Raw genomic sequence first — 23,718 nt, 5'->3', positions numbered from 1 at the left:
CGCTCAGTCGAGCCGACGGACGAGGATCTGACCGGGCCACGGTTCACGGCCCGGTCGCACGACGGTGAACGGCTCGGTGGCGGTAAAGCCGCAGCTCTCGTAGAACCGGACGAGCGCCCGGTCGTCGCCGCCGTAGCAGTCCACCCGCAGCAGGCCCAACCCCCGTGCCCGGGCCAGGTCGGCGGCGTGTTCCAGCAGCCGGGCCCCGATCCCCAGCCCGGTGTGCATCCGGTCGGTGACCAGCAGCCGGACGTAGAGTTCCGGTTCGGTGGCCGGGGGCACGTGCTCGGTGGCGGCACCCACCACCAGCGCCCCGACCGGACGGTCGCCCCGCTTCGCCAGGTACAGGCCGCCGCTCGCGGCCCAGTCGTCGGCGCGGGCGATCTGACCGGGATCGGTGGAGGGCGGCTGGGTGCCCCACTGCCCGGTCCGGCCGCGCGCCACCAACCAGGCGGTGGCCACGTCGAGCAGCCGCAGCACGGCTTCGGCGTCGTCGGGACCGCCGCGGTGAATGGTGAAGGTCGGCTGATCCGTCATGCCCGGCATTCTGCTAGGCCCGGCGGGTGTCCAACGCCCGCCGGGTCGGCACGGGGTGGCCCGCTCACTGTCGGTGGCCTGGGTGGCGGTATCGGACGACGCGAGGCTGATCACAGCAGCGGCCCGAGAGGCCTTGTCATCGCAGCTGGCGGCTGGAACTCCGTCACGTTCGCCGGTGGTAGTGGTTGCGGCGGGGGAACTGGTCGGGATCGAGCCAGGCCGGCGGGACGAATTCCGGGTGGCCGTCGCCGCCGATGCGGACGGCCCAATCGCCCCGGTGGACGTGCCGATGGTGGTGGCCGCAGAGGAGCACCGCGTTGGTCAGGCTGGTGTCGCCGCCGTCGGCCCAGTGGCGGATGTGGTGGGCGTCGCACCAGCGGGGTGGCCGGTCGCAGCCGGGAAAGGCGCAGCCTCGGTCCCGCAGGACCAGCGCGCGACGCAGGGGGCCGGTGACGAGTCGGCGCTGCCGGCCCACGTCGAGCGCCTGGCCGGCGCTGCCGAGCACGGCGGGCAGGATCGCCGCGTCGCAGGCGAGTCGCCGCACGGTGTCGGCGGTCAGTCCGAAGCCGGTGTCGAGGGCACCCGCGCCGAGCTGCCGGGCCAGCACGTCGTAGCTGGTGGTGACAACGATCTGCGCCGGCTCGCCGCCGTGTTCGGGCAGCTCACCGGTGCGCAGGGCGAGCCGGCACAGGTCGGCGAGCGCGTCGTGCCGTCGTTGCCCGGGGCAGCGCGGGTCGTCCGGACCGGACGGCGAGGTCAACGGGTCGAGCGCGGCGCGCAGCAGACCGGCCGCCTCGGCGTCCAGGTTGCCGGACAGTCGCAGCCGACCGTCGCGTAGCTCGGAGACCGTGACATGCCGGTCGCGGTCGGCGCGGCGCGCCTCGGCTTCCAAAGCCGCCCTGGCGGCGGCTTCGGCGAGCTCCGGGGCGACATGGTCGAGGACCCGGGTGCCAAGCTTGCGCAGTAGGGTCGGCTCGAACGTCCCGGCCCACTGGATGAGGACGCCGACCGCCTTCTCGGCCGCCTCGGCGCCAGCGGCCGTGTGCACCGTCTGGACGGTCTCGCCGATGACCCGCGCCTGCTCGACAGTGATGTCTCCGTCGGCCAGCGCGGCGCGCACCCCGGGCGCTCCGCCATCGAGCGCCCCGGCGAGATCGACCAGCCGGCGAGCGGCGGAACCGTCGAGCCGCAGCCGGTCCCGCAGCCAGACCGCCGTCGACGACGCGCCCTGCGCCCGCGCCGTGCCCCGGCCGTCCACCTCACGCACGAGCGCCAGTTGGACGGCCGCCAGGCGTTGCGCGAGTCGGTGCGCGGCGTCGAGGGCCGCGACGAGGTCGTGCTCGGAAAGGGCCCAGGCCGGAGCATCGAGGCAGTCGGCCACCGCCGCCCCCGCCTGCGCCAGCCCCTCCAGCATGCATCGATGTTAGAACACACGTACGACAATTTTCGGGGTTGACCGGGACGGCGGCGAAGCACCTTATGGTGCCGGACGAGCGGCGTGGCGCTCTGCCAGGTGCTGGCCGGATCCGCGGTCCGCGGCGACCAGATGCACCTCGCCCTGCTGACGGCGACGTACGCGACAGCTCCAATCCGGACCCCGTCGGCGAGCAGCAGATCCCAGATGCGGCCCGCCACCAGTGCGATCACGTGTGCGTCCGTGGCGGCCGGACGGACGAGGCAGTCCTCGCGCCAGCGGGGCACCACCTCGGTCGGCCACACCCGACGCTCGGCGTCGGTCAGTCCACCGCCTCCACGGCTCTCGCCGTGACTGAAGAGGCGGGTCGGATCGGCTGACTTTCGCCCGTCACGGGGACATCGACCGTGGCTTCCGCCGCCTATGATCTCCGGCTTCGGCTGGAACAGGACGGGGGACGTACGTGATCAAGGCGGTTTTCTTCGATGTCGGTGGTGTTGTTCTCGACGAGTCCCGCGAGTTCGCGGCCTGGGCGGACTGGCTCGGCGTCCCTCGGCACACGTTGTCGGCGGTCTTCGGCGCGGTCGTCGCGCGGGGTCAGGACTACCGGGAGACGTTCCGGACCTTCCGGCCCGACTTCGACCTCGACGCCGAACTCTCCCGTCGGGCGGCCGCCGGTCAGCCGGAGACGTTCGGCGCGGAGGATCTCTACCCGGACGCGCGCGGCTGCCTGACCGCCCTGCGCGACCAGGGCCTGCTGGTGGGCTTGGCGGGTAACCAGCCGGCACACGCCGAGTCGACCCTGCGGGCTCTCGGCCTTGACGTGGACGTGATCGGCACGTCGCACGGCTGGGGGGTGGCGAAGCCGGCGCCGGCCTTCTTCGAGCGGGTCGTGGCCGAGGGCGGCGGCGACGCCTCGTCGATCCTGTACGTCGGGGATCGGCCCGACAACGACGCCCGTCCGGCTCAGCAGGCCGGCATGAAGACGTGCCTGATCCGGCGCTCTCCCTGGGGCCACATCCTCGACATGCCGGCCGTGGCCGACCGGTGCCTGTTCCGCATCGACTCGCTGCACGAGCTGCCGGGCCTGGTCGCCGGGCACAACAGGCACTAGCTGTGCTGTCCGGGTGGGCCTGGTGGCCGCCCCCGAGGGGGGAGGGGGCGGCCACCAGGGATCGGGGTCAGGACAGCGAGCAGGCGTTCCCGTTGACGGTGACCAGCCCCGGGTTGGGGTTGGCGCCGCCGTTGGTCGTCGCGTTGAAGCCGAACGTCACCGTGCCGCCGGGGACGATCTTGGCGTTGTGCGACTCGTTCTTCGCCGTGACCGTCGCGCCGGACTGGGTGACCTTTGCGAGCCACGCCTCCCGGACGCGCTGGTCACCGGTGAACGCGAACCGGACGCTCCAGCCGTTGACGGCCGTGGTCCCGGTGTTGCGGATGGTCAACTGCGCGGTGAACCCGGTGCCGCCCTCCCAGGTGCCGTAGTTGGCGTAGTTCACCGAGCAGGTGACGGCCGGTACCGCGCCGGCGTCGCCCTGGTCGGCCAGGAACGAGGAGATCCAGGCCAACGCCGAGTTCCAGTTGATCGCCACCTCGTTCGTGGAGTACGAGTTGATGTCGTCCACGTAGCAGAACATCGGCTTGCAGCCGGCGAGCAACTGCGCCACGAACGGATCCTGTAGTGCGGCGTTCGCGCCACCGGCGAGGGAGCCGGCGGGCGGGTGGGGCAGGTTGGCGTCGAGCTGGTGGCCGAAGATCCGGCTGTGCTGGTTCTGCGCGGCGTGCTCGCCCCAACCGGTGACGTAGGAGATGTTCAGCGCGTTGCGGCCGAGGATGTAGTCCATCGCCTGCACGGCGCCGTCGCGGTAACGGGCGTCGCGGGTCAGGTCGAAGGCGGTGGCCAGGACGATCGCGTTGTTGATGATGCTGCTGTTGGCGCCCCAGAAGTAGCTGTTCGCGTCACCGGGCATCGGCAGCCCGTACGCCTGCCGGCGCAGTTCGGCGAGGTACGCGTCGGCGGCGGCGGTGACCGAGGCACGCACCCGGGTCAGCTCGGCGGCGGGCAGTCCGTTGGGGACGGTGGCCAGGTCGAGGCGGCCGAGCGCGGCGACGCTCTGCCAGCCGAAGCCGCGCGGGTCGAACACGTCGCCGGTGTGGTGCGGCGACGCGGTCAGGTCGGTCAGGTAGGTCTGCGCCCCGGTGGTGAGGTACAGCTCGGCAGCCGCCCAGTAGAACTCGTCGGTGACGTTCGAGTCGTCGTACGCGCCGCCGCCGGTGCCGTCGGTCGGGCTGGCGTACACCGCGGGGTGGGCCTTGGCGGCGGCGTAGGCCGTCTTCGCGGCCGTGCCGCAGCGGGACGCGAACGCCGCGTCGTACGGCGCGAAGAGTCGCGCGCACTGGGCGGCGGTCGCGGCCATGTTGAGAGTGGCCGCGGTCGACGGCGGGTGCAGCTCGCGCGGCTGCGGGTCGTCCTGCGGGGCGAGCGGCAGGCCGGTCCAGTTCTTGTCGTGGATCTTGTGGTGGACCATGCCGGCGAGCGGTTTGCCGGCCGGCACCTGCATCCGCAGGAGGAACTCCAGCTCCCAGCGGGCCTCGTCGAGGACGTCCGGCACGCCGTTGCCGCGCTCGGGCACCCGCAGGGTGCTGTCGGCCAGCCCGGCGCCGCCGTTGGCGGTGGCCGCCGTCTTGGTCCGCTCGAAGGTGTTCAGCAGCTGGTAGGTGGCGATGCCGCCGTTGACCACGTACTTGCCGTGGTCGCCGGCGTCGTACCAGCCGCCGCGCACGTCCAGCGAGTAGTCGCAGACGCCCGGCTGGCAGGGCACGTTGGTGTCGCCCTGGTTGGGCGCGACGTCGAGGTGGCCGGCGGGGCGGGCGTACTCGTCGCCGATCAGGTCACCGTCGATGGCGATGCCACTACGCTGGGCGTAGAAGAACTGCATCGAGTCCGAGCGCAGTTGCTTGTAGAGGGTGCCGGAGATGTCGAACGGGTGGCTGGTTTCGCCGTCGACGGTGAGCGTCAGGCCGGTGCCCGGCGTGCGGTAGCTGGAGAAGTCGACGGTCTGCACGTTCTGCCCGGAGGCGGCGTCGACGCCGCGCGTGGTGGTCGTGCCGCTCGCGAGGACGGCCCCGGACGCCGAGTGGAGCTGCCAGGGCAGCGGCGTGGTCGCCTCGGTGACCACTGTGGCGTTCTTCGGGCCCCCCGGCAGGAGGCCGACCTGGTTGACGCGTACCCGGGGGCCGGTGTCCGGCTCGTACGGCGCGGGTGGCTCGCCGCCGCGCAACGACACGTCGTCGAGGCAGATGGTCTGCGCCTGCGCGCTACCGCCGACCTGGAAGATTAGTTGAGCGTTCTGGTTGTCGTCCGGGACGGTGAAGGTCGACTCGACGCGCTGGGTGGTGCCGGTGGCGGCGGCGTCCACGGCGGCGTACGTCGTGTACGGGGCACTGCCGAGCTGGAGCACGGCCTTGACCGCCGTGCCGGGCGTGGCGGTGATGTCGAAGCCGAGCTTGTATTCGGCGCCGGCGATCAGTGGCACGCCGTCCTGACCGATGCCGGCGTCCCACGGGTTGGCGAGTCCGCCGGGGACGGTGGCGCACAGCCGGCCGTCGGTGACCGTGAGCGGGTCGGTGCCGTAGGAGAACCACGGGCTCACGCCCGCGCTGAAGTCCCCGTTGTCGATCTGCTCGGGGGCGTCCGGCGGAGGGTCGGCGTAGGCCGCGCCGGCGCCCGCGCCGGTGAGGGCCAGCGTGGTCGCCGCGGCCAGGAGGAGGCGGCGTTTGGATGACGTCACGGGGGAGTCCTTCCGGGACGGGAGGTGAGGCAGGTGGCGGTGGTGACCTGGGAGCGCTCCCAGCTCGAAGCTCGATGTTTCCAGTGGCGATACCTCCTGTCAATTGATCTGACTGGATGGGATCTGCCGTCCGACGAGGGCGCGGGGAGCGGCACGCGGTGAAATGCGAGACGTGAGATTGGCCGCGCCACGCGCCGTCGTCCTGATCTCCTAGAGACAACTGAGCCCTTCGCCTGGCAGGCTGCCTCCCATGACCCTGAAGCTGCGTTCCGTGGGAACGAGCGACCGTGGGCTGATCCGCAGCGGAAACCAGGACGCCCTGCACGCCGGCGCCTGGCTCGTCGCGGTCGCCGACGGCATGGGCGGAATGGCCGCCGGAGACCTCGCCAGCTCGCTCACCATCGACGCGGTCGCTCCGCTGGACGTCGAGACACCCGAGGACGCTTTGGTGGCCGCCCTCCAGGACGGCATCGCGCTGGCCACCGCTCGGATCAAGCAGGCGGTCGTCGACGACCCCGAGCGTCAGGGCATGGGCACCACGTTGACCGCCCTGCTGTTCGCCCGTACCGGCAGCTGCCTGGCCCTCGCCCACGTCGGTGACTCGCGGGCCTACCTCTTCCGCGAGGGTGTGCTCAAGCAGGTCACCCGCGACGACACCTTCGTCCAGATGCTCGTCGACCAGGGCGTGATCACCGCGGACCAGGCCAGCAGCCATCCGCGCCGGGCGGTCGTCACCCAGGCGTTGCAGGGCGAGGACGTGTCACCGTCGTACGCCACGATGGTGCCCCGCGCCGGTGACCGGTGGCTGCTGTGCAGTGACGGCCTCTCCAACGTCGTCCGTCCGGACACCCTGGCCGAGGTGCTCGCCGCCTACCCCGACCGGTCCGCCTGCGCCGGCAAGCTGATCGACCTGGCGTTGCACGCCGGTGGACCGGACAACGTCACGGTCGTGGTGGCCGACGTCGTCGAGGAGTAGCGCCCCGTCAGCGCCGACGCGGCGCGGCACGCCGGGTGGGGGTCGCCGTGCCGGGGTCCTCCGGCCACGGATGGCGGGGATAGCGACCGCGCAGCTCCGAGCGGACCTGCGGATAGCCGGTACGCCAGAACGATTCCAGGTCCGCGGTGACCGCCACCGGGCGACCGGCGGGGGAGAGCAGGTGCAGCAGCACCGGCACCCGACCACCGGCGATGCGTGGGGCCGCCGGCCAACCGAACGTCTCCTGGAGCTTGACCGCCAGCACCGGCGCGGCCGAGTCGGCGTAGTCGACGCGGATGCGGGAACCGCTGGGCACCTCGATGCGTTCCGGGGCCAGCTCGTCGAGGCGCGCGGCCTGGGCCCACGGCAGCAGCCGGCGCAGGGCCGAGGTCACGTCCACCCGGCTCAGGTCGGCGCGTCGCCGGGCGGCCGCCAGCTCCGGCCCCAGCCAGGTCGGCGCGGCCGCGAGCAGGGCCTCGTCGCCGACGTCGGGCCACTCGTCGCCGAGGTGGTGCCGGCAGAACGCCATCCGCTCGCGCAGCCCCCGTGCCGCCGGGGTCCAGGCCAGCAGCCCCAACCCCTCCTGACGCAGGCCGGTCAGCAGCGCCGCCGCCACCTCCGAGCGATCCGGGCGGTCCAGTCGCCGTGCCACCAGCTCGACCGCGCCGAGCCGGGTCACCTGCCGGGCGACCACGTCCCCGTCGGACCAGCCGACCTCGCGCCGTGTGGACAGCAGTGGGCCCGCCGCCTCCCGGGCCGTCGCCTCGTCCAGCGGCGTCGCGCGGCGAATCCGCGCCGACGGCGCCCCGGGCCGCCGGTCCGCGACCGCCACCGCGAGCCAGTCGGCTCCGGCCAGCCCTGACCCGGCCGCCAGCTCCGCGGCGGTGCCACCCGTCATCAGGTACGACGACCCGCCCGGCCGCCGCACCCGGGCCAACCTCTCGGGGTACGCCAGACCGACGATCAGCCCGGCGGCGAGGTCATCGGTCAGCCGGTCGGGGGCAGCGGGCGCGCCGGATCGGGGAGTCGCGGCGGTACCGGCCGGCGATGCGGTGCCGGGCGCGGCCGCTGCCCGGGCACGGCCGGAACCGGCACGGTTTCCCTCGGGCAGCGCGGCGCGCAGGCGGCGTACCTCGACGCGCCAGCGGGCGGTGGCGCCCGCGTCGACTCCGGCGCGCAACCGACGCCAGCCGGCCATCAGGTCGTCTCCCGGGCCGGCGGCGCTCTCCTCGGCGAGCAGGGCGACCACCTCGGCCGCGCGGTCGACGCCGACCCGATCGGCGGCGTCGAGCAGCGCCCGGGCCAGTCGCGGGTGAGCCCCGGCGGAGGCGATCGCGCGACCCCGTCCGGTGATCCGGCCCGTCTCGTCGACAGCGCCCAGCGTTTCGAGGGTGTCCCGGGCCACCGCCATCGCGGCGGCCGGCGGCGCGTCGGGCAGCGCCAGACCGACGCCGTCCGGGCTGCCCCAGGCGGCCAGCTCCAACGCGAACCCGGTCAGGTCGGCGGTGGCGATCTCCGGCTCCGGCCGGGCGGGCAACCGCTCGTGGGTCGCCTCGGACCAGCAGCGGTAGACGTACCCCGGTGCCTCGCGGCCGGCCCGGCCGGCCCGCTGGGTGGCGGCGGCCCGGGAGACCGGCACGGTGACCAGCGCGCCCAGCCCTCGGGCCAGGTCGATGCGGGGCACCCGGGACAGCCCGGCGTCCACCACCGTCCGCACGCCCGGCACGGTGAGGCTGGTCTCGGCGAGCGCGGTGGACAGCACCACGCGACGCCGGTCGTCAGCGCTGCGGGGGCGCAGGGCCGCGTCCTGTTCGGCCCCACGCTGGCGGCCGTGCAGAGGCAGCAGCGAGACGGTGTCGCGCAGGTCGGCGAGTCGCCCGGCGACGGCGGCGATCTCGCCGGCCCCGGGCAGGAAGACCAGCACGTCGCCGTCGCGCTCGCGCAGCGCCCGTCGAACGGTCGTCGCCACGTGATCGAGCAGGGCGCGGTCCACCGGACCGGCCCCGGCCGGCGCGGCGGGTCGGGCCGGCGGCGTCCAGATCCGCTCCACCGGGTGCAGCGCCGACTCGGCCCGGACCACGGGGGCCGGAGTGGTCCCGCCGAGCAGCGCGGCGAACCGGTCGGTGTCCGGCGTGGCGGACATCGCCAGCAGCCACAGGTCGGGCCGGAGCGTGGCCCGGGCCTCCACCGCGAAGGCCAACGCCAGGTCGGCGTCGAGCTGCCGCTCGTGGCACTCGTCGAGGAGCACCGCACCGGTGCCGGGCAGCTCGGGGTCGTGGTGCAGCCGACGGACCAGCAGGCCGGTGGTGACCACCTCGATCCGGGTGGACGGGCCGACCCGCCGCTCACCGCGTACGGCGTAGCCGACCCGGTCGCCGACCCGCTCGCCGAGCAGGTCGGCCATCCGCCGGGCTGCGGCGCGTGCCGCCACCCGGCGGGGTTCGGCGATCACCACCCGGCCGTCGATCCGGTCGGCGACCGCCAGCGGCGCGAGGGTGGTCTTGCCGGTGCCCGGAGGGGCGACCAGGACCGCGGCGCCGGCCGCGTCGAGCGCGGTGAGCAGCGCCGGCAGCGTCGGACGGACCGGCAGGTCCACTGTCACGTCGGAGAGCACGGCCCAGTCTCGCACCGTCCCCCGGCAGGCTCAGCGTGCCGGCCCGCCCCGGGCCGCTTCGGCGGGCTGACTCGGGGGGCGCTTCGCCAGCCTGGCTTCGGGCCGCTTTGGCGGCCTGGCTCGGGGCGGCTGCGGCGGGCGGCTCCGACGCGAACGGCCGGGCCGCCGCCCCGAAGGGAAGCGACCCGGCCGGTGTTCACACGATCGAGGACCGGGGCAACGCTGACCCGACTCTCGATCGTGAAGTCCCTAGTAGGTGCCGTCGAGCTGGCCACGCAGCTTGGTCAGCGCCCGAGCCAGCAGGCGGGAGACGTGCATCTGCGAGACACCGATCTGGTCGGCGATCTGCGACTGGGTCAGGTTGCCGTAGAACCGCAGGGTGAGGATCTTCTGCTCGCGCTCGTCGAGCGTCGCGAGCGCCGGGCCGAGAGCGACCCGCAGCTCGGCCAGCTCGAACTCGTTGTCCTCGCCGCCGAGCATGTCGCCCAGCTCGGTGGCCCGGTCGCCGTCGCCGGTCGGGGTGGACAGCGACACCGCGTTGTACGCGCGGGCGCCTTCCAGGCCCTCCAGGACCTCTTCCTCGGTGAGCTTGAGGTGGGCGGCGATGTCGGCGACCGTCGGCGAGCGGCCGAGGGTCTGCAGCAGCGAGCTGTTGGCATCGGAGATGGCCAGCCGCAGCTCCTGGAGGCGACGCGGTACCCGGATGTCCCAGGTGCGGTCGCGGAAGTGCCGCTTGAGCTCACCGATGATGGTGGGGATCGCGTAGCCGGCGAAGTCGACACCGCGGGTCGGGTCGAACTTGTCGATGGCCTTGATCAGGCCGACGGCGGCGGTCTGCGCCAGGTCGTCGGTCGGCTCGCCCCGCCCGCTGTAACGGTGGGCGAGGTGGTTGGCCAGCGGCAGCCAGGCCTCGATCGCGCGGTCGCGCAGGGCGGCGCGCGACGGGTGGTTGGCGGGCAGTGCGGCCATCGCGTTGAGCAGGTCGGCGGCGCTGTCGCTGAGCGCCCGCGGGTCCAGCTTGGTGGTGCTGGTCTGCTCGGCTGTCGTGGTGCTCGCCTGCTCGGTGATCGTTGACGCGGTCATGGTGGTCCTCCCTGCACCTCGTCCGCGGACAAAAATAAGTGGCGCTTTGGTTTAGCTTCAGTTGGGCCGTTCGGGAGTCACCTTAGCCTGATCGGCTCGCGGAAAGCTAGCCGAAAGGTTGATGTACTTAAGGTGTGTCGAGCTACAAAACGCCCATAACCGGCCGCGAGCGCGCAGACAACGAAGTCTCATACCCATTTTTTGGGTGATCCTGCGGCACCCGGTCCGCCAGATCGACCCGACCGGTCGGGGCGCCACCCTCGACCGAGCGGTCAACATGAAATCCGACAACCGGGCAGCTGTGTCGACTATCCGTCGTTGTCCCGTCGGCGGGACCGGCCGTAGCGTCGCCTAGTAGACACCCGGTTCGGAGGCACCATGCTCGATCCAACCGCTCCCCAGCTCGTCGTGAACAGTCACACCCTCTACTTCAGCTGGTTGCCAGCGGACCCCGACGCGGTCGCCGCCCTGGTCCCCACCGGGCTGCGTCCCCGTGCCGACCGACAGGTGTTCCTCAACCAGTACGTCGTCGAGGACGAGACGCAGACCTCGGGCTTCGGCGCGTACTCGTTGACGTACCTCGGTGTCTCACTGGCCGGGGTGGACGCCCCCGGCGGGCTCAGCCCCGGCGGCTGGTGGACCCACTACGTGGCGTCCAGCCGTGTCGTCCGTGACTACGCCACCGCGCGCGGCGCTCCCGTGCTCGCCGGGCGCACCACGATCCAGCTGGACGGGGAGGCGCTGCACTCCGAGACCGAGGCGGACGGAGCGCCGCTGATCCGGGCCCGGTGCCGGGTGGGCCAGACCGGTCACGTGATCAGCAGCGGGCACCACCGCTACTTCACCCGCCGCGACGGTCAACTGCTCAGCTCCGTCTACCCGTACGTGGCGGAGCCGGTCACCCCGTTCGAGATCGAGTCGGTGGAGTTCCTGCAACCGGGACACCCGATGTACGCGCTGCGTCCCGCCAACCCGCTGATCATCGGGTTCGGCTACTTCTCACCGCGCTCCTCGTTCGCGTACCCGGGTGGGCTGACCGTGCACCCGGGCGCGGCCGGGCTGCCCGAGCCGGCCCGGCCGGTTCACCAGGTGCCGGCCAGCCTCGCGCGCAGCGGCCTGCCGTCGGGGTCGTAGACCAGCCGGTACACCGGCAGCGCCCAGGCACGCGTGAACCAGGGCAGCCGCTCGGGGCGGTGCGGGCGCAGCCGGCCGGGCGGACGGTCGCCGACCTGGCCGTCGTCGTACCACCGTTGCAGTTCGTCGGCCGCGGCCGTGATGGCCGCGACCGCGTCGGCCGGGTCGAGCAGGTCGGCGTCGTCCGCGCCGTCCGGATCACGGTCCAGGTGCTCGCGCCAGAGCCGCAGCCGCAGGTCCCGGGCGTAGGCGCGGGCCCCGTCGCCGAGACCCGCCGGGTCGGTGGGCGTCCGCTCGTCGCGCGTGTCGTCGAGTACGGCGCAGGACAGCTCACTGTCGTGGGTCCAGGAACGGCGGTTGAAGTTGTCGCTGCCGACGCTGGCCCAGACGTCGTCGACCACGCAGACCTTCGCGTGTACGTAGACCGGGGTGCCGGTGTGGTTCTCCACGTCGAACACGTGCACCCGGTCCGGCGCTGCGCGCTCGCACAGCGACAACGCCTGCTCGCGGCCGACCATGTTGGGTGGCAGGGCCAGCCGGCCGTCCACGTCCGGGTGCCGGGGCACCACGGCGACCAGGTGCAGTTCCGGGTTCTCCCGCAGCGCCTGGGCGAACAGGTTCGCCACCTCGGTCGACCAGAGGTACTGGTCCTCCAGGTAGATGAGGCGGCGCGCCCGACGTACCGCCTTGGTGTAGCCCCTGGCCACGGTCCGCTCGCCGTCCGGGGCGAACGAGTAGCGCGGGCGCACGGCGGGATAGGTACGCAGCACCTGGATCTGGTGCGGCCCGCACTCGGGCGGGTCGGCGGGCTGCTCGGGCAGCGGGTCCGGCCGCAGGTCCGCGCCGCGCAGCCGGTCCCGCGCGTACGCCATCGGGTTCTCCGAGTCCAGCGGCATCGGGTCCGTCCAGCGCTCCCGGAACACGGTGTCCAACGCGCCGACCACCGGCCCGCGCACTGCGAGCTGCACGTCGTGCCAGGGCGGGTTCGGGCCGTACCGGGACGACATCTGCACCGGCTGGGGGTCACCCTCGTGCGCGGCGTCGTCGCGGCGGCTGTGGCACAGGTCGATCCCGCCGGCGAAGGCGATGTCCCGCTCCGGGGCGTCGACGTGCCGCAGCACCACCAGCTTCTGGTGGTGCGAGCCGCCGCGGCGTACCCGCTGGTCGAGCAGCACCTCGCCGCCGGCTGCGGAGACCGTCTCGCTCAGGTTGCGGTTCTCCGCCTCGCTGTAGGCCAGCACGTCGAGGTGTGAGCGCCAGATCAGGCCCTTGACGACCACGCCGCGCTGGGCGGCCTGGGCGAAGAGCTGCGCCACCGTGGGGCCGTCCGGGCGGAGTCGCTGGTCCGGGTCGCCCCGCCAGTCGGTGAAGAAGAGGTGGTCGCCGGCGCTCAACGCCTCCACCTCCTCGACCAGCCGGTCGAAGTACGCCGCGCCGTGAATCAACGGCTCGGCGAGGTTTCCCCTGGTCCAGACGGGTAACCCAGAGACCGGGTTGGCCCGTTCCTGCGCGGTGAGGAACCAGTCCTGTAACGGCACGTCCAGCCCTCCCGGGAGGTCGACAACGTCCTCACGGTAGGACCCCCGACGCGGGTCCGCATGCCAGGCCCAGCTACCGGTGACCTGGATGACGCCCACGCAAGCACGCGACACAGCCGAGGAGGCCACACCATGCCCCGCGAAACAACGAACTCCGTGAACGAGTACCGCGAGCCGGCGGTGGAGAGCGAACGGGGGGCGCTGGTAGCGGTGTTGCTGATGGTGATTCTGGGCGTCGCCGGGATCTTCGCGGTCTCGTAACCGTAAGGACCGCATAGCGTCGATCTTGCACTTTCGGTCGCCTATTTGGGCGGGTTTGGGTGCTTACGACACCACAAAAAGTGCAAGATCGGCGACGCGGGTGCCGCTGTCGGCGAGCCGCCGCCGTTTGTCGACGTCTTCGCGTTCCTGTGCGTGCTCGACGAGCAGGTCGACGGCGTTGGCCGACCACGCTGCCCGAACCGCCCCTCTGAGTTCAGCGGGATGCCGTGGGCTGCGGCCGGGGTGCTCTGTCAGCTAAGACGCGTTCGTAACAGACCGAGTTGTCGGAGCCCAAGTACGCGCCGAACAGCGGAATCTCGCGGTAGCCCTCGCGCTCGTAGAAGCGCATCGCGTCCGGCTGGGCCGAGCCGGTCTCCAGCCGGATGGTCGTCCAACCGCGCTCGTGCGCGGCCTGCTCCAGAGCTCGGAGCAGGCCGGTCGCCACCCCGGAGCCGCGGCTTTCCGGTGCCACGTACATCCGCTTCACCTCCGCGCTGACCGGGTCGAGGCGGCGCAGCGCGCCGCAGCCGAGTGGTTGGCCGGTGACTTCGTCGACCGCGACAAGGAACAGGTCGATGTTCTCGGCCGTCGGCGGCGGGCCGGGCTCATGGTCGTCGGTACCGTAGCGAAGGTTGAGTTCGGCTCTCTGCGCCACACGTAACGCCTCGCCCGCCGGGTCGGTCCACGGCCGCTGCGTGATGATCCAGGTCATGCCGCTCCTCACCAAAACTCCGTAACAAGCGTTACGGTAACATTCGTTACGGCGCCGATGAAGAGGTGAAGGTCGTGTCACTGTCCGCAGACCGGGCGGCCCAGGGTGAGGCACTGTCGCGCGCGGTTTGGGACGTGCTCGCCCAGCAGGGCCTCGAGAAGCTGACAGTGCGCGCGGTCGCCGGGGCGGCCGGGTGCACGACCGGCCTGGTTATGCACCGCTTTCCGAACCGTCGAGCGTTGCTGCTGCACGCCCGGCAACTGCTGCACGAGACCACCCGGGAGCGGGTCGAGGCACTCGAAGCCGCGGCTCCCTCGCCGCGGGCGGCGCTGCGCGCGGTCCTCCGCCAGGGCATGGCGACCGATCCGGAGTCGACCAATTGGAGCATCGTCTGGTTGGGCTTCCTGGCTGCGGCGGTGGCGGACGACGAACTGATCGGCATGCACCGCCGCAACAACCGAGACTGGCGGCAACGGGCCGAGCGGCTGGTTGCCGCGGCTGCCCCGGACTGGCCGGCCGACCGGGTCGGCACGGTCGCCCTGGGGTTGATCGCCATGACCGAGGGAGTCGCAGCTCTCGCCGCCGCGGATCCCGCTGCCTACCCGGCGGATGAGCAGGAATGCATGCTCGACGCCGCCCTGGCGGCCTACGGCCTCGGCTGAGGTAGCCGCCCTGCGGAATCAGAGCTGAAAGGTCGAGGCATCGTCGGGCTCGGGCTTGATGCCGGCGTCTCGCGTCCACCCCTCGACCGGGGCGATCCCGACCGGTGACCTGGATGACGCCACACGAGCACGCGACACAGCCGAGGAGGCCACACCATGCCCCGCGAAACGACGAACCCCGTGAACGAGTACCGCGAGCCGGCGGTGGGCGTCACGGGGGTTCTTGCGGTCTCGTGAGGCGGCGGCGGTACAGCACTGCACCGTTCCGCGTCGATCTTGCACTTCCGGTTGCCGGGATGAGCTGATTTGTGTGCTTATGAACGAGCAGAAAGTGCAAGATCGGCGGCGCGGGAGCGCGCGGAGGGACGCGCCCCGGCATGGGCGAGAGTGGGAGCTTCATGGTCAGGTGGCGTCCGAGCCTGAGGAACTGGTGGCTCTGATGGCAGCATGGGAGAACGTGCGCGGCATGGCACTGTCTCATGAGCAGTCGATCAAACTGATAAGGGAAGTGGCCGGCACATGGAGCTGACCGGCGCTATCTGGCGCAAGAGCAGTCGCAGCAGTGCCAATGGTGGCGACTGTGTCGAGGTTGCCGACAACCTGCCCGGCGTCGTTGGCGTTCGCGACTCGAAGGACCAGGCCGGCCCCGCGCTGGCCTTTGCACCGGCGGCCTGGCGGGCGTTCGTCGACATGACGAAGGCCCACGAGACGGTCTGACCGGCCCTACGCGAAAGGCCCCCGGAGCGATCCGGGGGCCTTCTGCGTGATCAGGTCAGGGACGCCGACGCTTGCCGTTGGTGTGCGGGACCCGCTTGGTGGGGATGACGCCGAGTCGGCCGGACTTGAAATCCTCGAACGCCTGCAACAGCTCGTCGCGGGTGTTCATCACGAACGGGCCGTACTGCGCCACCGGCTCCCGGATGGGCTGACCGCCCATGATGTAGAGGTCCAGCGCTGGGGTGTTGCTGTCCTGCGTGGGGCTCGCGCCGAAGCGCAGCGCGCCACCCGGGCCGTGCACGGCGAGCTGGCCGGTGTGGACCGGTCGACGCTCGACGCCGACGGTGCCGCGCCCGCCGAGGACGTACACCAGTGCGTTGAAGTTGGGGTTCCAGGGCAGGTCGACCTGCGCGCCGGGCTGGACGGTGACGTGGCTGATGGTGATCGGCGTGAACGTGGAGCCCGGGCCCTTGTGCCCGGCGATCTCACCGGCGATGACCCGGACGAGCGCGCCACCGTCCTCGGTGGTCAGCAGCGCGGACTCCCGGCCCCGGATGTCCTGGTACTGGGGCGGGTTCATCTTGGCCTTGCGCGGCAGGTTGACCCAGAGCTGCGTGCCGTGGAAGAGGCCGCCGCTCGTCACCAGGTGCTCCGGCGGCGCCTCGATGTGCAGCAGCCCACTGCCGGCCGTCATCCACTGGGTGTCGCCGTCGGTGATGGTGCCGCCGCCGCCCTGCGAGTCCTGGTGGTCGAAGACGCCGTCGATGATGTACGTGACGGTCTCGAAGCCGCGGTGCGGGTGCCACGGGGTGCCCTTCGGCTCACCCGGGGCGTAGTCGACCTCGCCCATCTGGTCCAGGTGGATGAACGGGTCCAGGTCGGTCGACGACACCCCGGCGAAGGCCCGGCGGACCGGGAAGCCCTCGCCCTCGAAGCCGCTGGGCGCGGTGGTCACCTTGCGGACCTTGCGGAACGTGGTGGCCTTGTTGAGCTTGGGTACGCGGGGCAGGACGAGGACGTTGTCAACGGTGATCGCGGGCATCAGAGGGCTCCTTAACGTGTGGCGTGGGTGCTCGACGTGGTCCGGGCCGCCCGCAGGCGGCGGCCGAGCCGGTCGAAGACCCGGGTGAGGCAGGCGACCTCGGCGTCGTCGAGGTCGTCCATCAGGTGGGTACGCACCGACGCCAGATGGTGTGGTGCGGCCTCCGTCAGCGTGAGCAGCCCGGCGGCGGTGAGCACTGCTTCGCTGCCGCGCCGGTCGTCCGGGCAGGCCTCCTTGCTGACCAGGCCGCGCCGCTGCATCGAGGAGATCTGGTACGTGAGTCGGCTGGGGGAGAAGACCAGCCGGCCGGCCAGCTCGCCCATCCGCAGTCGTTGCCCCGGCGCTTCGGAGAGCAGGACCAGCACGTGGTAGTCGGCGAAGCTCAGGTCGCTGTCGGCGCGCAGGTCGTCTTCCATCTGCGTGAACAGTCGCTGGCTGGCCTCGATGTAGGCGCGCCAGGCGGCCGCTCGGGTGCTGTCCAGGCTCTCTGTCACGACCACGACAATAGCACTAGTTAAAAATTTAACTAGTGTGGTTCAGCGTTGTCTACGTCACCTGTGCCCGCGTGTCGGCCCATGTCGTACAGCTTTGAAGGACGCCTCCGAGTAATGCGGCGGCGGGACCGACGTGGCGTGTGCCAGACTCCGGCCTCGTGGAACACGTGGAGCTCGCCGCCGACGACCTGCTGCTGCGCCCCTGGCGGGAAACGGACGCCCCAGCCGTGCTCGACGCCCTGCGCGATCCGGCCATCGCCCAGTGGAACCCGCAGGGTGACGGGCCGATCGACGACGAGGTCGCCCTGCTCTGGGTGCGTCGTCGCGCCGACTGGTCGGCCGGCGACCACGCCTCGCTGGCGGTGGCCGCCGCCGATGACGGCAAGCTGCTCGGCTCGGTGTCGCTGCACCACATCCGCCACGGCGACGCCTCGATCGGCTACTGGACGATGCCGGCGGCGCGCGGACGCCAGGTGGCGACGAGGGCCGTCGTCCGGCTCACCGCGTGGGCGTTCGACACCCTCCGGCTGCACCGGATCGAGCTGTGCCACGCCGTCGCAAACCCGGCGTCCTGCCGGGTCGCCGACCGGGCCGGTTATCCCGCCGAGGGGACGCTGCGCGAGTCGTACCGGTACGGCGACGGCCGCCGCTACGACGAGCACCTGCACGCCCGCCTCGCCACCGACCGCTAGCGGCCATCCCGACCGTCAGTCGGTGACCCTGCGGAGGAAGGCCGCCAGGGTGGTCCTGGTGCGCTCGATCTTCTCCTGCACGGACAGCGTCTCGTGCATCCGTGGCCCGGCGTGCTTCCGGCCCCGCAGGTAGAGCGAGCAGGCCAGGTCGGAGCAGACGTACGCGCCGACGGAGTTGCCCTGCCGGCCCTCGCGGCCGGCCTTGCGCGCGGTCATCAGCGAGACGCCGTCGCCGGTGTGGGTGGTCAGGCAGAGGGAGCACATGCTGCGTTTGGTGCGTCCGGTCTGCGGTGGCGCCACCCGCAGGGCGACCCCGACCGGGCCGTCGTCGGTCTCGGCGATCAGGTACGCCCGCTGCGGCGCGGCGGGGTCGCGCCAGCCGAGGAAGTCAAGATCGTCCCAGGGGTACGTCGCCAGATCGTTCGGTACGGCCAACCGCTTCGCCTCGCCCTGGGTGCAGTTGACGAAGGAAGCCCGGATGGCGCGTTCGGTGATGGCTAGCATAGGTAGTAGCCTAGCTCTCCTAGGCAAACGATTAACAAGGCTAGATTGTGAGGTGTGCCGCGTGGCACGTGCCGGAGTGACGGCTGAGCGACTGACCCTGGCGGCGGCCGACCTCGCCGACGAGGTGGGCGTCGAGAACGTGACGGTCGCCGCCCTCGCGCGGCACTTCGGTGTCAAGGACGCGAGCCTGTACTTCCACATCAAGAACGCCCACGACCTGCGGGTCCGGATTGCCCTGCTGGCGCTCGCCGAGCTGGCCGACGAGGTCTCCGACGCGCTCGCGGGCCGGGCCGGCAAGGACGCGCTGGTCGCCTTCGCCAACGCGTACCGGGACTACGCGACGCGGCATCCGGGCCGGTACGCCGCCATGCAGATCGACCTCGACCCCGAGACCGCCGCCGCGAGTGCGGGTATCCGGCACTCGGAGATGACCCGGGCCATCCTGCGCGGTTACCGGCTCGCCGAACCGGACCAGACCGACGCCATCCGGATGATGCACAGCACGTTCCACGGCTTCGTGAGCCTGGAGCGGACCGGCGGGTTCCGGCACACGCCACACCCCACGGACGACTCCTGGGCCCGTACCCTCGACGCCCTCGACGCCCTCCTCAGCAACTGGCCGCAGCGGTGACGGCCGGGCGGGCATGTGGTGCCATGCTCGCCCGGCCGTCACCCGCCACGGCTCCCCGCCGCAGGTCAGATCATCGGCCGGCCTCGGTGGTGAGCGGGCGTCGCTGTGCGGTCCGCTGTCGGAGCAGGACGAACCCGAGCCCCGCCAGGAACCAGGTGGCGAGCACCGTGAGCGGTACCAGCGTGTGCGATCCGCCGAAGTAGCCGAAGTTGTTGACCGCGCGAACTGCCGCGCCCGGCGGGAGCTTCGCCGAGATCGCCTGCGCCCAGCCCGGCAGCAGGTCGACGCCGATCGTCGCACCGCTCGTCGCGTTGCCGATGGTGGTGAGGGTGAGCACGGCGAGCGCGATACCGATCGGGCCGAGCCAGGCGCCGAGGGCCTTCGTCGTGAAGGCGCTGGCGGCCGACAGCAGGATGAGCGACAGGGCGAGCAGGGGGAACGGCGCCGTGAGTGAGCCGTACACCGGTCCGGCGACCGTGGCCGCGACCACGCCGATCACGACCGCGAACCCGCCCATCGCGTAGAGCCGGTGGCGCAGGCGAACCTTCGCGGTGGCCGCGGTGAGCCCCTGCGCGAGGACGAACGACGCGAGGGTAACCCCGAAGACCACGTAGAAGGCGGAGAGTCCGCGGCTGTCGTAGCTGGCCAGCGGCACGATGTCGTTCTCCTGGACGGTCATGCCCGCGTGCCTGCCGAGACCGGCGACGAGTTGCCGCGCGGCGCCGCTCTCGCTGAAGCCGCTCGCGCCGGCGTAGTCGAGCCGCAGGCTGTCGGGGGAGGCCGCACTGAGGACCGCGACGGCGTCGCCGTCGTGGACCAGGGCGGCACCGCTGTCGACGCTGGTGACCGGTGTGACGGCGACGGCATCGCCGAACCCGCCGGTGGCGGTCGCGGCGAGTTGCTCGCCGACCACCGCGATCGGAAGGCGGCTCGGTGCGGGATCACGTTGCAGCCCGACGTAGACGGCGATGAACGCCGTACCGATGATCAGCCCGGTGATCACCAGCGACAGCCAGGCTCGACGCTGGGTGACGACGGGCGTTTCCCGCTCGGTGGGTGGATCGGATGGCGACGTCATGGGTGCTTCCTCGGGTAGTGTGGTTTGAATGTCCAACCAGATGAACCGTAGCACCCCCGGTTTGAATTCCAAACCGGCGCGGGACACGCTCGCGGTGGCGCTCGATGCCGTCAACGACAGGTGGTCGCTGCACATCGTGCGGGCGCTCGCCTTCGGCGCGTCGCGGTACACCGAGATCCTGCGAGCGGTCGGCGCACCCCGGGACGTCCTCGCCGCCCGGCTGCGGAAGCTGGCCGAGAGCGGCATCCTCCAGGCCCGCACATCCCAGGACGGAAAGGTCGCGGGGTACGAACTCACCCAGAAGGGCCGTGACCTCGGTCAGGTGATCCTCGTGCTCAAGCGCTGGGGCGACACCTACAGCGATGCGGAGGTGCCCACGATCGACTTCATCCACGACGTGTGCGGCGAGGTGTTCGTCGCCGAGGTCCGCTGCCAGGCGTGCGGCGGGCCCCTGAAGTCCGGCGAGCTGTCCCTCGACAAGGAGTCCCCGGCATGCTGACCGACCTGGAGTTGGCCGACTGGCGCGAGCGGGTGGCCCGGCTGTACCTGTCCGACGTCGACCTGGCGGGCTTCCGCGCCGGCCGCGACGACCTGTTCGCCACCCACCCGCAGAGCCCGATCCCGGCGGACGAGCGGGCCGACTTCCGTGGCGTGCGGTACTTCCCGCCCAACCCGGAGGCCGTCGTCGAGGCGCCCCTTCGGCCGGCCAGCGGCGAGTTGAGCATCGACACCGGCGGCCCCGACGGGGTCGTGAACTACCGGCGGGTGGCGGTGGCCGAGACGCCGTGGGGGCCGCTCACCCTCTGGTGGATCGAGGCGTACGGCGGCGGACTGTTCGTGCCGCTGCGCGACAGCACCTGCGGGCCGGAGACGTACGGCGGGGGTCGGTACCTCACCGACACGGTCAAGGGGACCTTCGGCCGGGGTGTCGAACTGCTGCCCGATGACCGGGTCCGACTGGACGCGAACTACCTCTACAACCCGAGCTGCGCGTACGACGACCGCTGGGCCTGCCCCCTCGCCCCACCGGAGAACCGGGTCGACGTCCCGCTGCGGGCGGGCGAGCTGTCGTACCACTGACCAGCGAGCAGCAGGCCCTGCCCCACGTCCGCCGATCTTGCACTTTCGGTCGTCGAAATGCCCGCCCCGCTCACCTTTGTCGCAGCAGAAACTGCAAGATCGGCGGGGCGGGGCGGGGCGGGGCGCGGGCGTGGGCGTGGGGTGGGATGGCGTGGGCGGGGTGGGGGTTAGTGGGTGTTTGGTGGGCGGGAGCCGGGCATCTGCATGCGGCCCAGGAGCTGCCTCGCCTGGTCGGCGAGCTGTGCGTCGACAGTTACCGCGTACTGGCCCGCGCGGAGCGAACTGGCTGAGGTGAAGTCGCGCTGCCCGCCGGTCATGGCGTGCGCGACCGCGCCGAACACCGCGCCCCAGATCGCGCCGATGACCAGGCCGACCAGGATCACGGCCAGCCAGTTCCCGACGGTGAAGATGCCGAACAGCAGACCGATGAAGAGTCCGAACCAGGCGCCGGTGCCGACGCCGAGCAGGGCCGCACGGCCGGTCGTCATCCGTCCGAGCACGGTCTCCACCAGCGTCAGGTTCGTGCCGACGATGGCGGAGTGCTCCACCGGGAAGCGGTTGTCCGCCAGATAGTCGACCACCTTCTGCGCGGACGGATAGTCCGGATACGAGCCGATCGTCACAGTGGGTGGGCCACCCTCCGGCCCGTGCCCGTCCGCGCCCGGCGTGGATGGGCGGCCTGCCGGCCCGGACGGAAGCACATCGCCACTGGTTGCGCCGGGCTGCCACGCGGCGGCCGGCCCCGAAGCTGAGGTCATGAGCATCCTCCCTCGTCAGCCGACGGGGTTCCCACCAGTGCCGAGGGGTAACGCCCGGCTCGCCGATGGGTGCCACGTCCAGGGCGAGGCATGCGCGCCGACGGCCTGGGTAGCCAGGCGGGTGCAGACCGCAACGATCAGCGACCACGGTTTCCTCGCCGACGGCCGTTCCGCGGCGCTGGTGGACCGTTCGGGGTCGGTGAACTGGTGGTGCCCGGATCGGTTCGACGCGCCGTCGGTGTTCGCGCGCCTGCTCGGCGACGACGCCGGGCACTGGTCGATCCGGCCGGAAACCGACGACTTCACCGTCGAACGCCGCTACCTCGACGACACCCTGGTGCTGCGAACCGTATTCCGCACCCCCCAGGGCGAGGTGGAGTTGACCGACGCGCTCGCCCTCGAACCGGGCGCGCGCGAGCACGACATCGGTCATCGCTCGCCGCAGGTGCTGGTCCGCAGCGTGCGGGGCCTCTCCGGCGAGGTGCCGATGCGCGTGCACTACCGACCCCGATTCGAGTACGGCCGCACCACGCCGTTCCTGGTCGAGCGGGACGGCGCCCTGGAAGCCGTCGGCGGGGCCAGCCGACTCACCCTGGTCGCGAGCGTGAAGCTGACCTGCGGCGACGGCGAGGCCGCCGCGACGTTCACCGCCCGCGCCGGCACGATCCACAACTTCACCCTCGGGTACGCCCCGACCTACGACTCGGCCCGACCCCAGGTGCCCGAGGCCGACCAGACCATCGCCGACACGGCCGAGGGATGGCGCTCCTGGGTCCGCAAGCACGCGTACAACGGGATCTACGCCGAGCACGTGCGGCGCAGCGCGCTGGTGGTGCAGGGCATGACGTACCGGCCCAGCGGCGCGGTGGTGGCCGCGGTGACCACCTCGCTGCCGGAGGAGCTCGGCGGGGAGCGGAACTACGACTACCGGTACGTCTGGGTGCGCGACTTCAGCCTGACCCTGCGGGCGCTGTGGCGGACGGCGTGCGCCGACGAGGTGCAGCGCCAGTTCACCTGGCTGGGGCGGGCCATGGGCCGCATCGACGAGGAGCCGGTACCGATCATGTACGGGGTGCTGGGGGAGCGGGACCTCACCGAGCACCGCCTCGACCAGCTCGCCGGCTATCGTGACAGCCCGCCGGTGATGATCGGCAACGACGCGTGGCGGCAGCGGCAGACCGACATCTTCGGCGAGGCGATGGACGCGGCCTGGCTGATGCGCGACCGGCTGGATCCGATGGCGCCCGACGTCTACCACCTGCTGCGCTCTCTCGCCGACAAGGCGGTTCACGACTGGGCGCTGCCGGACGCGGGGATGTGGGAGGAGCGCGGGATCGAACGCCACCACGTGTCCTCGAAGGTGCACTGCTGGGCGGCGCTGGACCGGGCGGTCCGCTTCGGCACACGGCTGGGTGAGCCGCAGGACGTGGCCCGCTGGGCGGCCGCCCGCGACGAGGTCCGCGCGGAGGTGCTGGAACGAGGGTGGAGCGAGCGGGTCGGTGCGTACACCGGGAGTTTCGAGTCCGACGACCTGGACGCGTCGGTGCTGGTGCTGCCGCTGGTGGGGTTCGTGCCGGCCGACGATGAGCGGATGCTGTCGACGATCCGGGCGGTGGAGGCCGAGCTGTCGCACGACGGCCTGCTGCGACGCTGGGACGGCGACCCGGCGGGGTTCCTGATCTGCTCGTTCTGGCTGGTGTGCTGCCTGGCGCTGGCCGGTGAGCGGGACCGGGCCCGCGAGTTGTTCGACACGCTGCTCGCACGGCTCAACGACCTGGGACTGTTCGCCGAACAGATCGACCCGCGGACCGGGGAGCAGCTGGGCAACTTCCCCCAGGCCTTCTCGCACATCGGTCTGATCAACGCTGTCGGTGTGCTCAGTGACCTCGAGCAGAACCCGGAGCTGCGCGGCCTCGGCACTCCACCCGGCTACTTCATGCCGGCGTCGCGCTGAGCACGCCGCCCACCTGCGCGGGCGGACGACGCCCGCTCGGAGGATG

23 protein-coding genes are annotated in these 23,718 nt (G+C 71.9%); 11 read left to right on the top strand and 12 right to left on the bottom strand.

Going from position 1 to position 23,718, the window contains the following annotated elements:
• Positions 1 to 3: 3 nt before the first annotated feature.
• Both ABZV06_RS04230 and ABZV06_RS04225 read right to left on the bottom strand, forming a co-directional pair.
• Positions 4 to 537 (bottom strand): GNAT family N-acetyltransferase, encoded by a 534-nt coding sequence (locus ABZV06_RS04230; protein WP_355618506.1) that lies wholly within the window; start codon positions 535 to 537, stop codon positions 4 to 6.
• Positions 538 to 700: 163 nt separating this feature from the next.
• The gene (locus tag ABZV06_RS04225) at positions 701 to 1,951 is read right to left on the bottom strand and encodes a DUF222 domain-containing protein (protein WP_355618503.1); all 1,251 of its coding nucleotides are present in this window, start codon (positions 1,949 to 1,951) and stop codon (positions 701 to 703) included.
• 463 nt (positions 1,952 to 2,414) lie between these two features.
• Between ABZV06_RS04225 and ABZV06_RS04220 the strand changes: the two genes are divergently transcribed.
• Positions 2,415 to 3,065 carry an HAD family hydrolase gene (locus ABZV06_RS04220; protein WP_355237825.1) on the top strand — a complete coding sequence of 217 codons (651 nt, stop codon included), beginning with the start codon at positions 2,415 to 2,417 and terminating at the stop codon, positions 3,063 to 3,065.
• Between the two features lie 67 nt (positions 3,066 to 3,132).
• Here the strand turns inward: ABZV06_RS04220 and ABZV06_RS04215 are convergent, their stop codons facing one another.
• Positions 3,133 to 5,742, bottom strand: coding sequence for a glycoside hydrolase family 9 protein (locus ABZV06_RS04215; protein WP_355618500.1), 2,610 nt, complete (start codon positions 5,740 to 5,742; stop codon positions 3,133 to 3,135).
• Positions 5,743 to 5,992: 250 nt separating this feature from the next.
• On the opposite strand from ABZV06_RS04215, the gene ABZV06_RS04210 reads away from it, so the two are divergent.
• Positions 5,993 to 6,718: a protein phosphatase 2C domain-containing protein gene (locus ABZV06_RS04210; RefSeq protein ID WP_355237819.1), complete on the top strand. Its 726-nt coding sequence runs from the start codon at positions 5,993 to 5,995 to the stop codon at positions 6,716 to 6,718.
• Between the two features lie 7 nt (positions 6,719 to 6,725).
• On the opposite strand, the gene hrpB is transcribed toward ABZV06_RS04210, so the two are convergent.
• Together hrpB and ABZV06_RS04200 are read right to left on the bottom strand one after the other, a co-directional pair.
• The gene (gene hrpB, locus ABZV06_RS04205; RefSeq protein ID WP_355618704.1) at positions 6,726 to 9,332 is read right to left on the bottom strand and encodes an ATP-dependent helicase HrpB; all 2,607 of its coding nucleotides are present in this window, start codon (positions 9,330 to 9,332) and stop codon (positions 6,726 to 6,728) included.
• A 249-nt stretch (positions 9,333 to 9,581) separates the two neighbouring features.
• A complete protein-coding gene (locus ABZV06_RS04200) occupies positions 9,582 to 10,415 on the bottom strand; it encodes a SigB/SigF/SigG family RNA polymerase sigma factor (protein WP_355618497.1) in 834 nt (277 codons plus the stop codon).
• A 378-nt stretch (positions 10,416 to 10,793) separates the two neighbouring features.
• Between ABZV06_RS04200 and ABZV06_RS04195 the strand changes: the two genes are divergently transcribed.
• Positions 10,794 to 11,549, top strand: a complete 756-nt coding sequence (locus tag ABZV06_RS04195) for a hypothetical protein (protein ID WP_355237813.1) — start codon at positions 10,794 to 10,796, stop codon at positions 11,547 to 11,549.
• On the opposite strand, the gene ABZV06_RS04190 is transcribed toward ABZV06_RS04195, so the two are convergent.
• Positions 11,498 to 13,087, bottom strand: coding sequence for a phospholipase D-like domain-containing protein (locus ABZV06_RS04190; protein ID WP_355618701.1), 1,590 nt, complete (start codon positions 13,085 to 13,087; stop codon positions 11,498 to 11,500). The genes ABZV06_RS04195 and ABZV06_RS04190 overlap by 52 nt on opposite strands.
• A 132-nt stretch (positions 13,088 to 13,219) precedes the next feature.
• On the opposite strand from ABZV06_RS04190, the gene ABZV06_RS04185 reads away from it, so the two are divergent.
• Entirely contained in the window at positions 13,220 to 13,348 is a 129-nt protein-coding gene (locus ABZV06_RS04185) for a hypothetical protein (RefSeq protein WP_355237810.1), read from the top strand.
• Positions 13,349 to 13,562: 214 nt separating this feature from the next.
• Here ABZV06_RS04185 and ABZV06_RS04180 read toward each other — a convergent pair whose 3' ends face one another.
• On the bottom strand, positions 13,563 to 14,060 hold the full coding sequence (locus ABZV06_RS04180; protein ID WP_355618494.1) for a GNAT family N-acetyltransferase: 498 nt from the start codon (positions 14,058 to 14,060) through the stop codon (positions 13,563 to 13,565).
• Positions 14,061 to 14,134: 74 nt separating this feature from the next.
• On the opposite strand from ABZV06_RS04180, the gene ABZV06_RS04175 reads away from it, so the two are divergent.
• Complete coding sequence (locus ABZV06_RS04175) at positions 14,135 to 14,722, top strand: TetR/AcrR family transcriptional regulator (protein WP_355618491.1); 588 nt, start codon at positions 14,135 to 14,137, stop codon at positions 14,720 to 14,722.
• Between the two features lie 519 nt (positions 14,723 to 15,241).
• Positions 15,242 to 15,439, top strand: a complete 198-nt coding sequence (locus tag ABZV06_RS04170) for a DUF397 domain-containing protein (RefSeq protein WP_355618488.1) — start codon at positions 15,242 to 15,244, stop codon at positions 15,437 to 15,439.
• A gap of 55 nt (positions 15,440 to 15,494) precedes the next feature.
• On the opposite strand, the gene ABZV06_RS04165 is transcribed toward ABZV06_RS04170, so the two are convergent.
• The gene (locus tag ABZV06_RS04165; RefSeq protein ID WP_355237798.1) at positions 15,495 to 16,481 is read right to left on the bottom strand and encodes a pirin family protein; all 987 of its coding nucleotides are present in this window, start codon (positions 16,479 to 16,481) and stop codon (positions 15,495 to 15,497) included.
• A gap of 11 nt (positions 16,482 to 16,492) precedes the next feature.
• The gene (locus ABZV06_RS04160; RefSeq protein WP_355237795.1) at positions 16,493 to 16,975 is read right to left on the bottom strand and encodes a MarR family transcriptional regulator; all 483 of its coding nucleotides are present in this window, start codon (positions 16,973 to 16,975) and stop codon (positions 16,493 to 16,495) included.
• 158 nt (positions 16,976 to 17,133) lie between these two features.
• On the opposite strand from ABZV06_RS04160, the gene ABZV06_RS04155 reads away from it, so the two are divergent.
• A complete protein-coding gene (locus ABZV06_RS04155) occupies positions 17,134 to 17,667 on the top strand; it encodes a GNAT family protein (RefSeq protein WP_355618486.1) in 534 nt (177 codons plus the stop codon).
• 15 nt (positions 17,668 to 17,682) lie between these two features.
• Here ABZV06_RS04155 and ABZV06_RS04150 read toward each other — a convergent pair whose 3' ends face one another.
• Complete coding sequence (locus ABZV06_RS04150) at positions 17,683 to 18,171, bottom strand: FBP domain-containing protein (protein WP_355237790.1); 489 nt, start codon at positions 18,169 to 18,171, stop codon at positions 17,683 to 17,685.
• Positions 18,172 to 18,232: 61 nt separating this feature from the next.
• Here ABZV06_RS04150 and ABZV06_RS04145 point away from each other — a divergent pair, with 61 nt between their 5' ends.
• Positions 18,233 to 18,802, top strand: coding sequence for a WHG domain-containing protein (locus ABZV06_RS04145; RefSeq protein ID WP_355618483.1), 570 nt, complete (start codon positions 18,233 to 18,235; stop codon positions 18,800 to 18,802).
• 70 nt (positions 18,803 to 18,872) lie between these two features.
• On the opposite strand, the gene ABZV06_RS04140 is transcribed toward ABZV06_RS04145, so the two are convergent.
• Positions 18,873 to 19,880, bottom strand: a complete 1,008-nt coding sequence (locus ABZV06_RS04140) for a hypothetical protein (protein WP_355618480.1) — start codon at positions 19,878 to 19,880, stop codon at positions 18,873 to 18,875.
• A gap of 61 nt (positions 19,881 to 19,941) precedes the next feature.
• Here ABZV06_RS04140 and ABZV06_RS04135 point away from each other — a divergent pair, with 61 nt between their 5' ends.
• Together ABZV06_RS04135 and ABZV06_RS04130 are read left to right on the top strand one after the other, a co-directional pair.
• On the top strand, positions 19,942 to 20,379 hold the full coding sequence (locus ABZV06_RS04135) for a helix-turn-helix domain-containing protein (protein ID WP_355618477.1): 438 nt from the start codon (positions 19,942 to 19,944) through the stop codon (positions 20,377 to 20,379).
• Positions 20,376 to 20,960 carry a DUF1684 domain-containing protein gene (locus ABZV06_RS04130; RefSeq protein ID WP_355238279.1) on the top strand — a complete coding sequence of 195 codons (585 nt, stop codon included), beginning with the start codon at positions 20,376 to 20,378 and terminating at the stop codon, positions 20,958 to 20,960. Before ABZV06_RS04135 ends, ABZV06_RS04130 begins: the two co-directional genes overlap by 4 nt.
• 167 nt (positions 20,961 to 21,127) lie before the next feature.
• On the opposite strand, the gene ABZV06_RS04125 is transcribed toward ABZV06_RS04130, so the two are convergent.
• Positions 21,128 to 21,718 (bottom strand): general stress protein, encoded by a 591-nt coding sequence (locus tag ABZV06_RS04125; protein ID WP_355618475.1) that lies wholly within the window; start codon positions 21,716 to 21,718, stop codon positions 21,128 to 21,130.
• Positions 21,719 to 21,839: 121 nt separating this feature from the next.
• Between ABZV06_RS04125 and ABZV06_RS04120 the strand changes: the two genes are divergently transcribed.
• Complete coding sequence (locus ABZV06_RS04120; protein ID WP_355237775.1) at positions 21,840 to 23,672, top strand: glycoside hydrolase family 15 protein; 1,833 nt, start codon at positions 21,840 to 21,842, stop codon at positions 23,670 to 23,672.
• Positions 23,673 to 23,718: the final 46 nt, after the last annotated feature.

Source organism: Micromonospora sp. NPDC005172 (assembly GCF_040608555.1).
Taxonomy (GTDB): Bacteria; Actinomycetota; Actinomycetes; order Mycobacteriales; family Micromonosporaceae; genus Micromonospora.
This window is presented reverse-complemented; position numbering and strand designations above follow the sequence as displayed.

Bases quoted from the DNA above. Each gene is read 5' to 3' on its own strand.
- ABZV06_RS04150 (WP_355237790.1), bottom strand. From the start codon at position 18,171: ATGCTAGCCATCACCGAACGCGCCATCCGGGCTTCCTTCGTCAACTGC.
- ABZV06_RS04225 (WP_355618503.1), bottom strand. From the start codon at position 1,951: ATGCTGGAGGGGCTGGCGCAGGCGGGGGCGGCGGTGGCCGACTGCCTC.
- ABZV06_RS04200 (WP_355618497.1), bottom strand. From the start codon at position 10,415: ATGACCGCGTCAACGATCACCGAGCAGGCGAGCACCACGACAGCCGAG.
- ABZV06_RS04140 (WP_355618480.1), bottom strand. From the start codon at position 19,880: ATGACGTCGCCATCCGATCCACCCACCGAGCGGGAAACGCCCGTCGTC.
- ABZV06_RS04125 (WP_355618475.1), bottom strand. From the start codon at position 21,718: ATGACCTCAGCTTCGGGGCCGGCCGCCGCGTGGCAGCCCGGCGCAACC.
- ABZV06_RS04185 (WP_355237810.1), top strand. From the start codon at position 13,220: ATGCCCCGCGAAACAACGAACTCCGTGAACGAGTACCGCGAGCCGGCG.
- ABZV06_RS04170 (WP_355618488.1), top strand. From the start codon at position 15,242: ATGGAGCTGACCGGCGCTATCTGGCGCAAGAGCAGTCGCAGCAGTGCC.
- ABZV06_RS04210 (WP_355237819.1), top strand. From the start codon at position 5,993: ATGACCCTGAAGCTGCGTTCCGTGGGAACGAGCGACCGTGGGCTGATC.
- ABZV06_RS04230 (WP_355618506.1), bottom strand. From the start codon at position 537: ATGACGGATCAGCCGACCTTCACCATTCACCGCGGCGGTCCCGACGAC.
- ABZV06_RS04195 (WP_355237813.1), top strand. From the start codon at position 10,794: ATGCTCGATCCAACCGCTCCCCAGCTCGTCGTGAACAGTCACACCCTC.
- ABZV06_RS04165 (WP_355237798.1), bottom strand. From the start codon at position 16,481: ATGCCCGCGATCACCGTTGACAACGTCCTCGTCCTGCCCCGCGTACCC.
- ABZV06_RS04180 (WP_355618494.1), bottom strand. From the start codon at position 14,060: ATGACCTGGATCATCACGCAGCGGCCGTGGACCGACCCGGCGGGCGAG.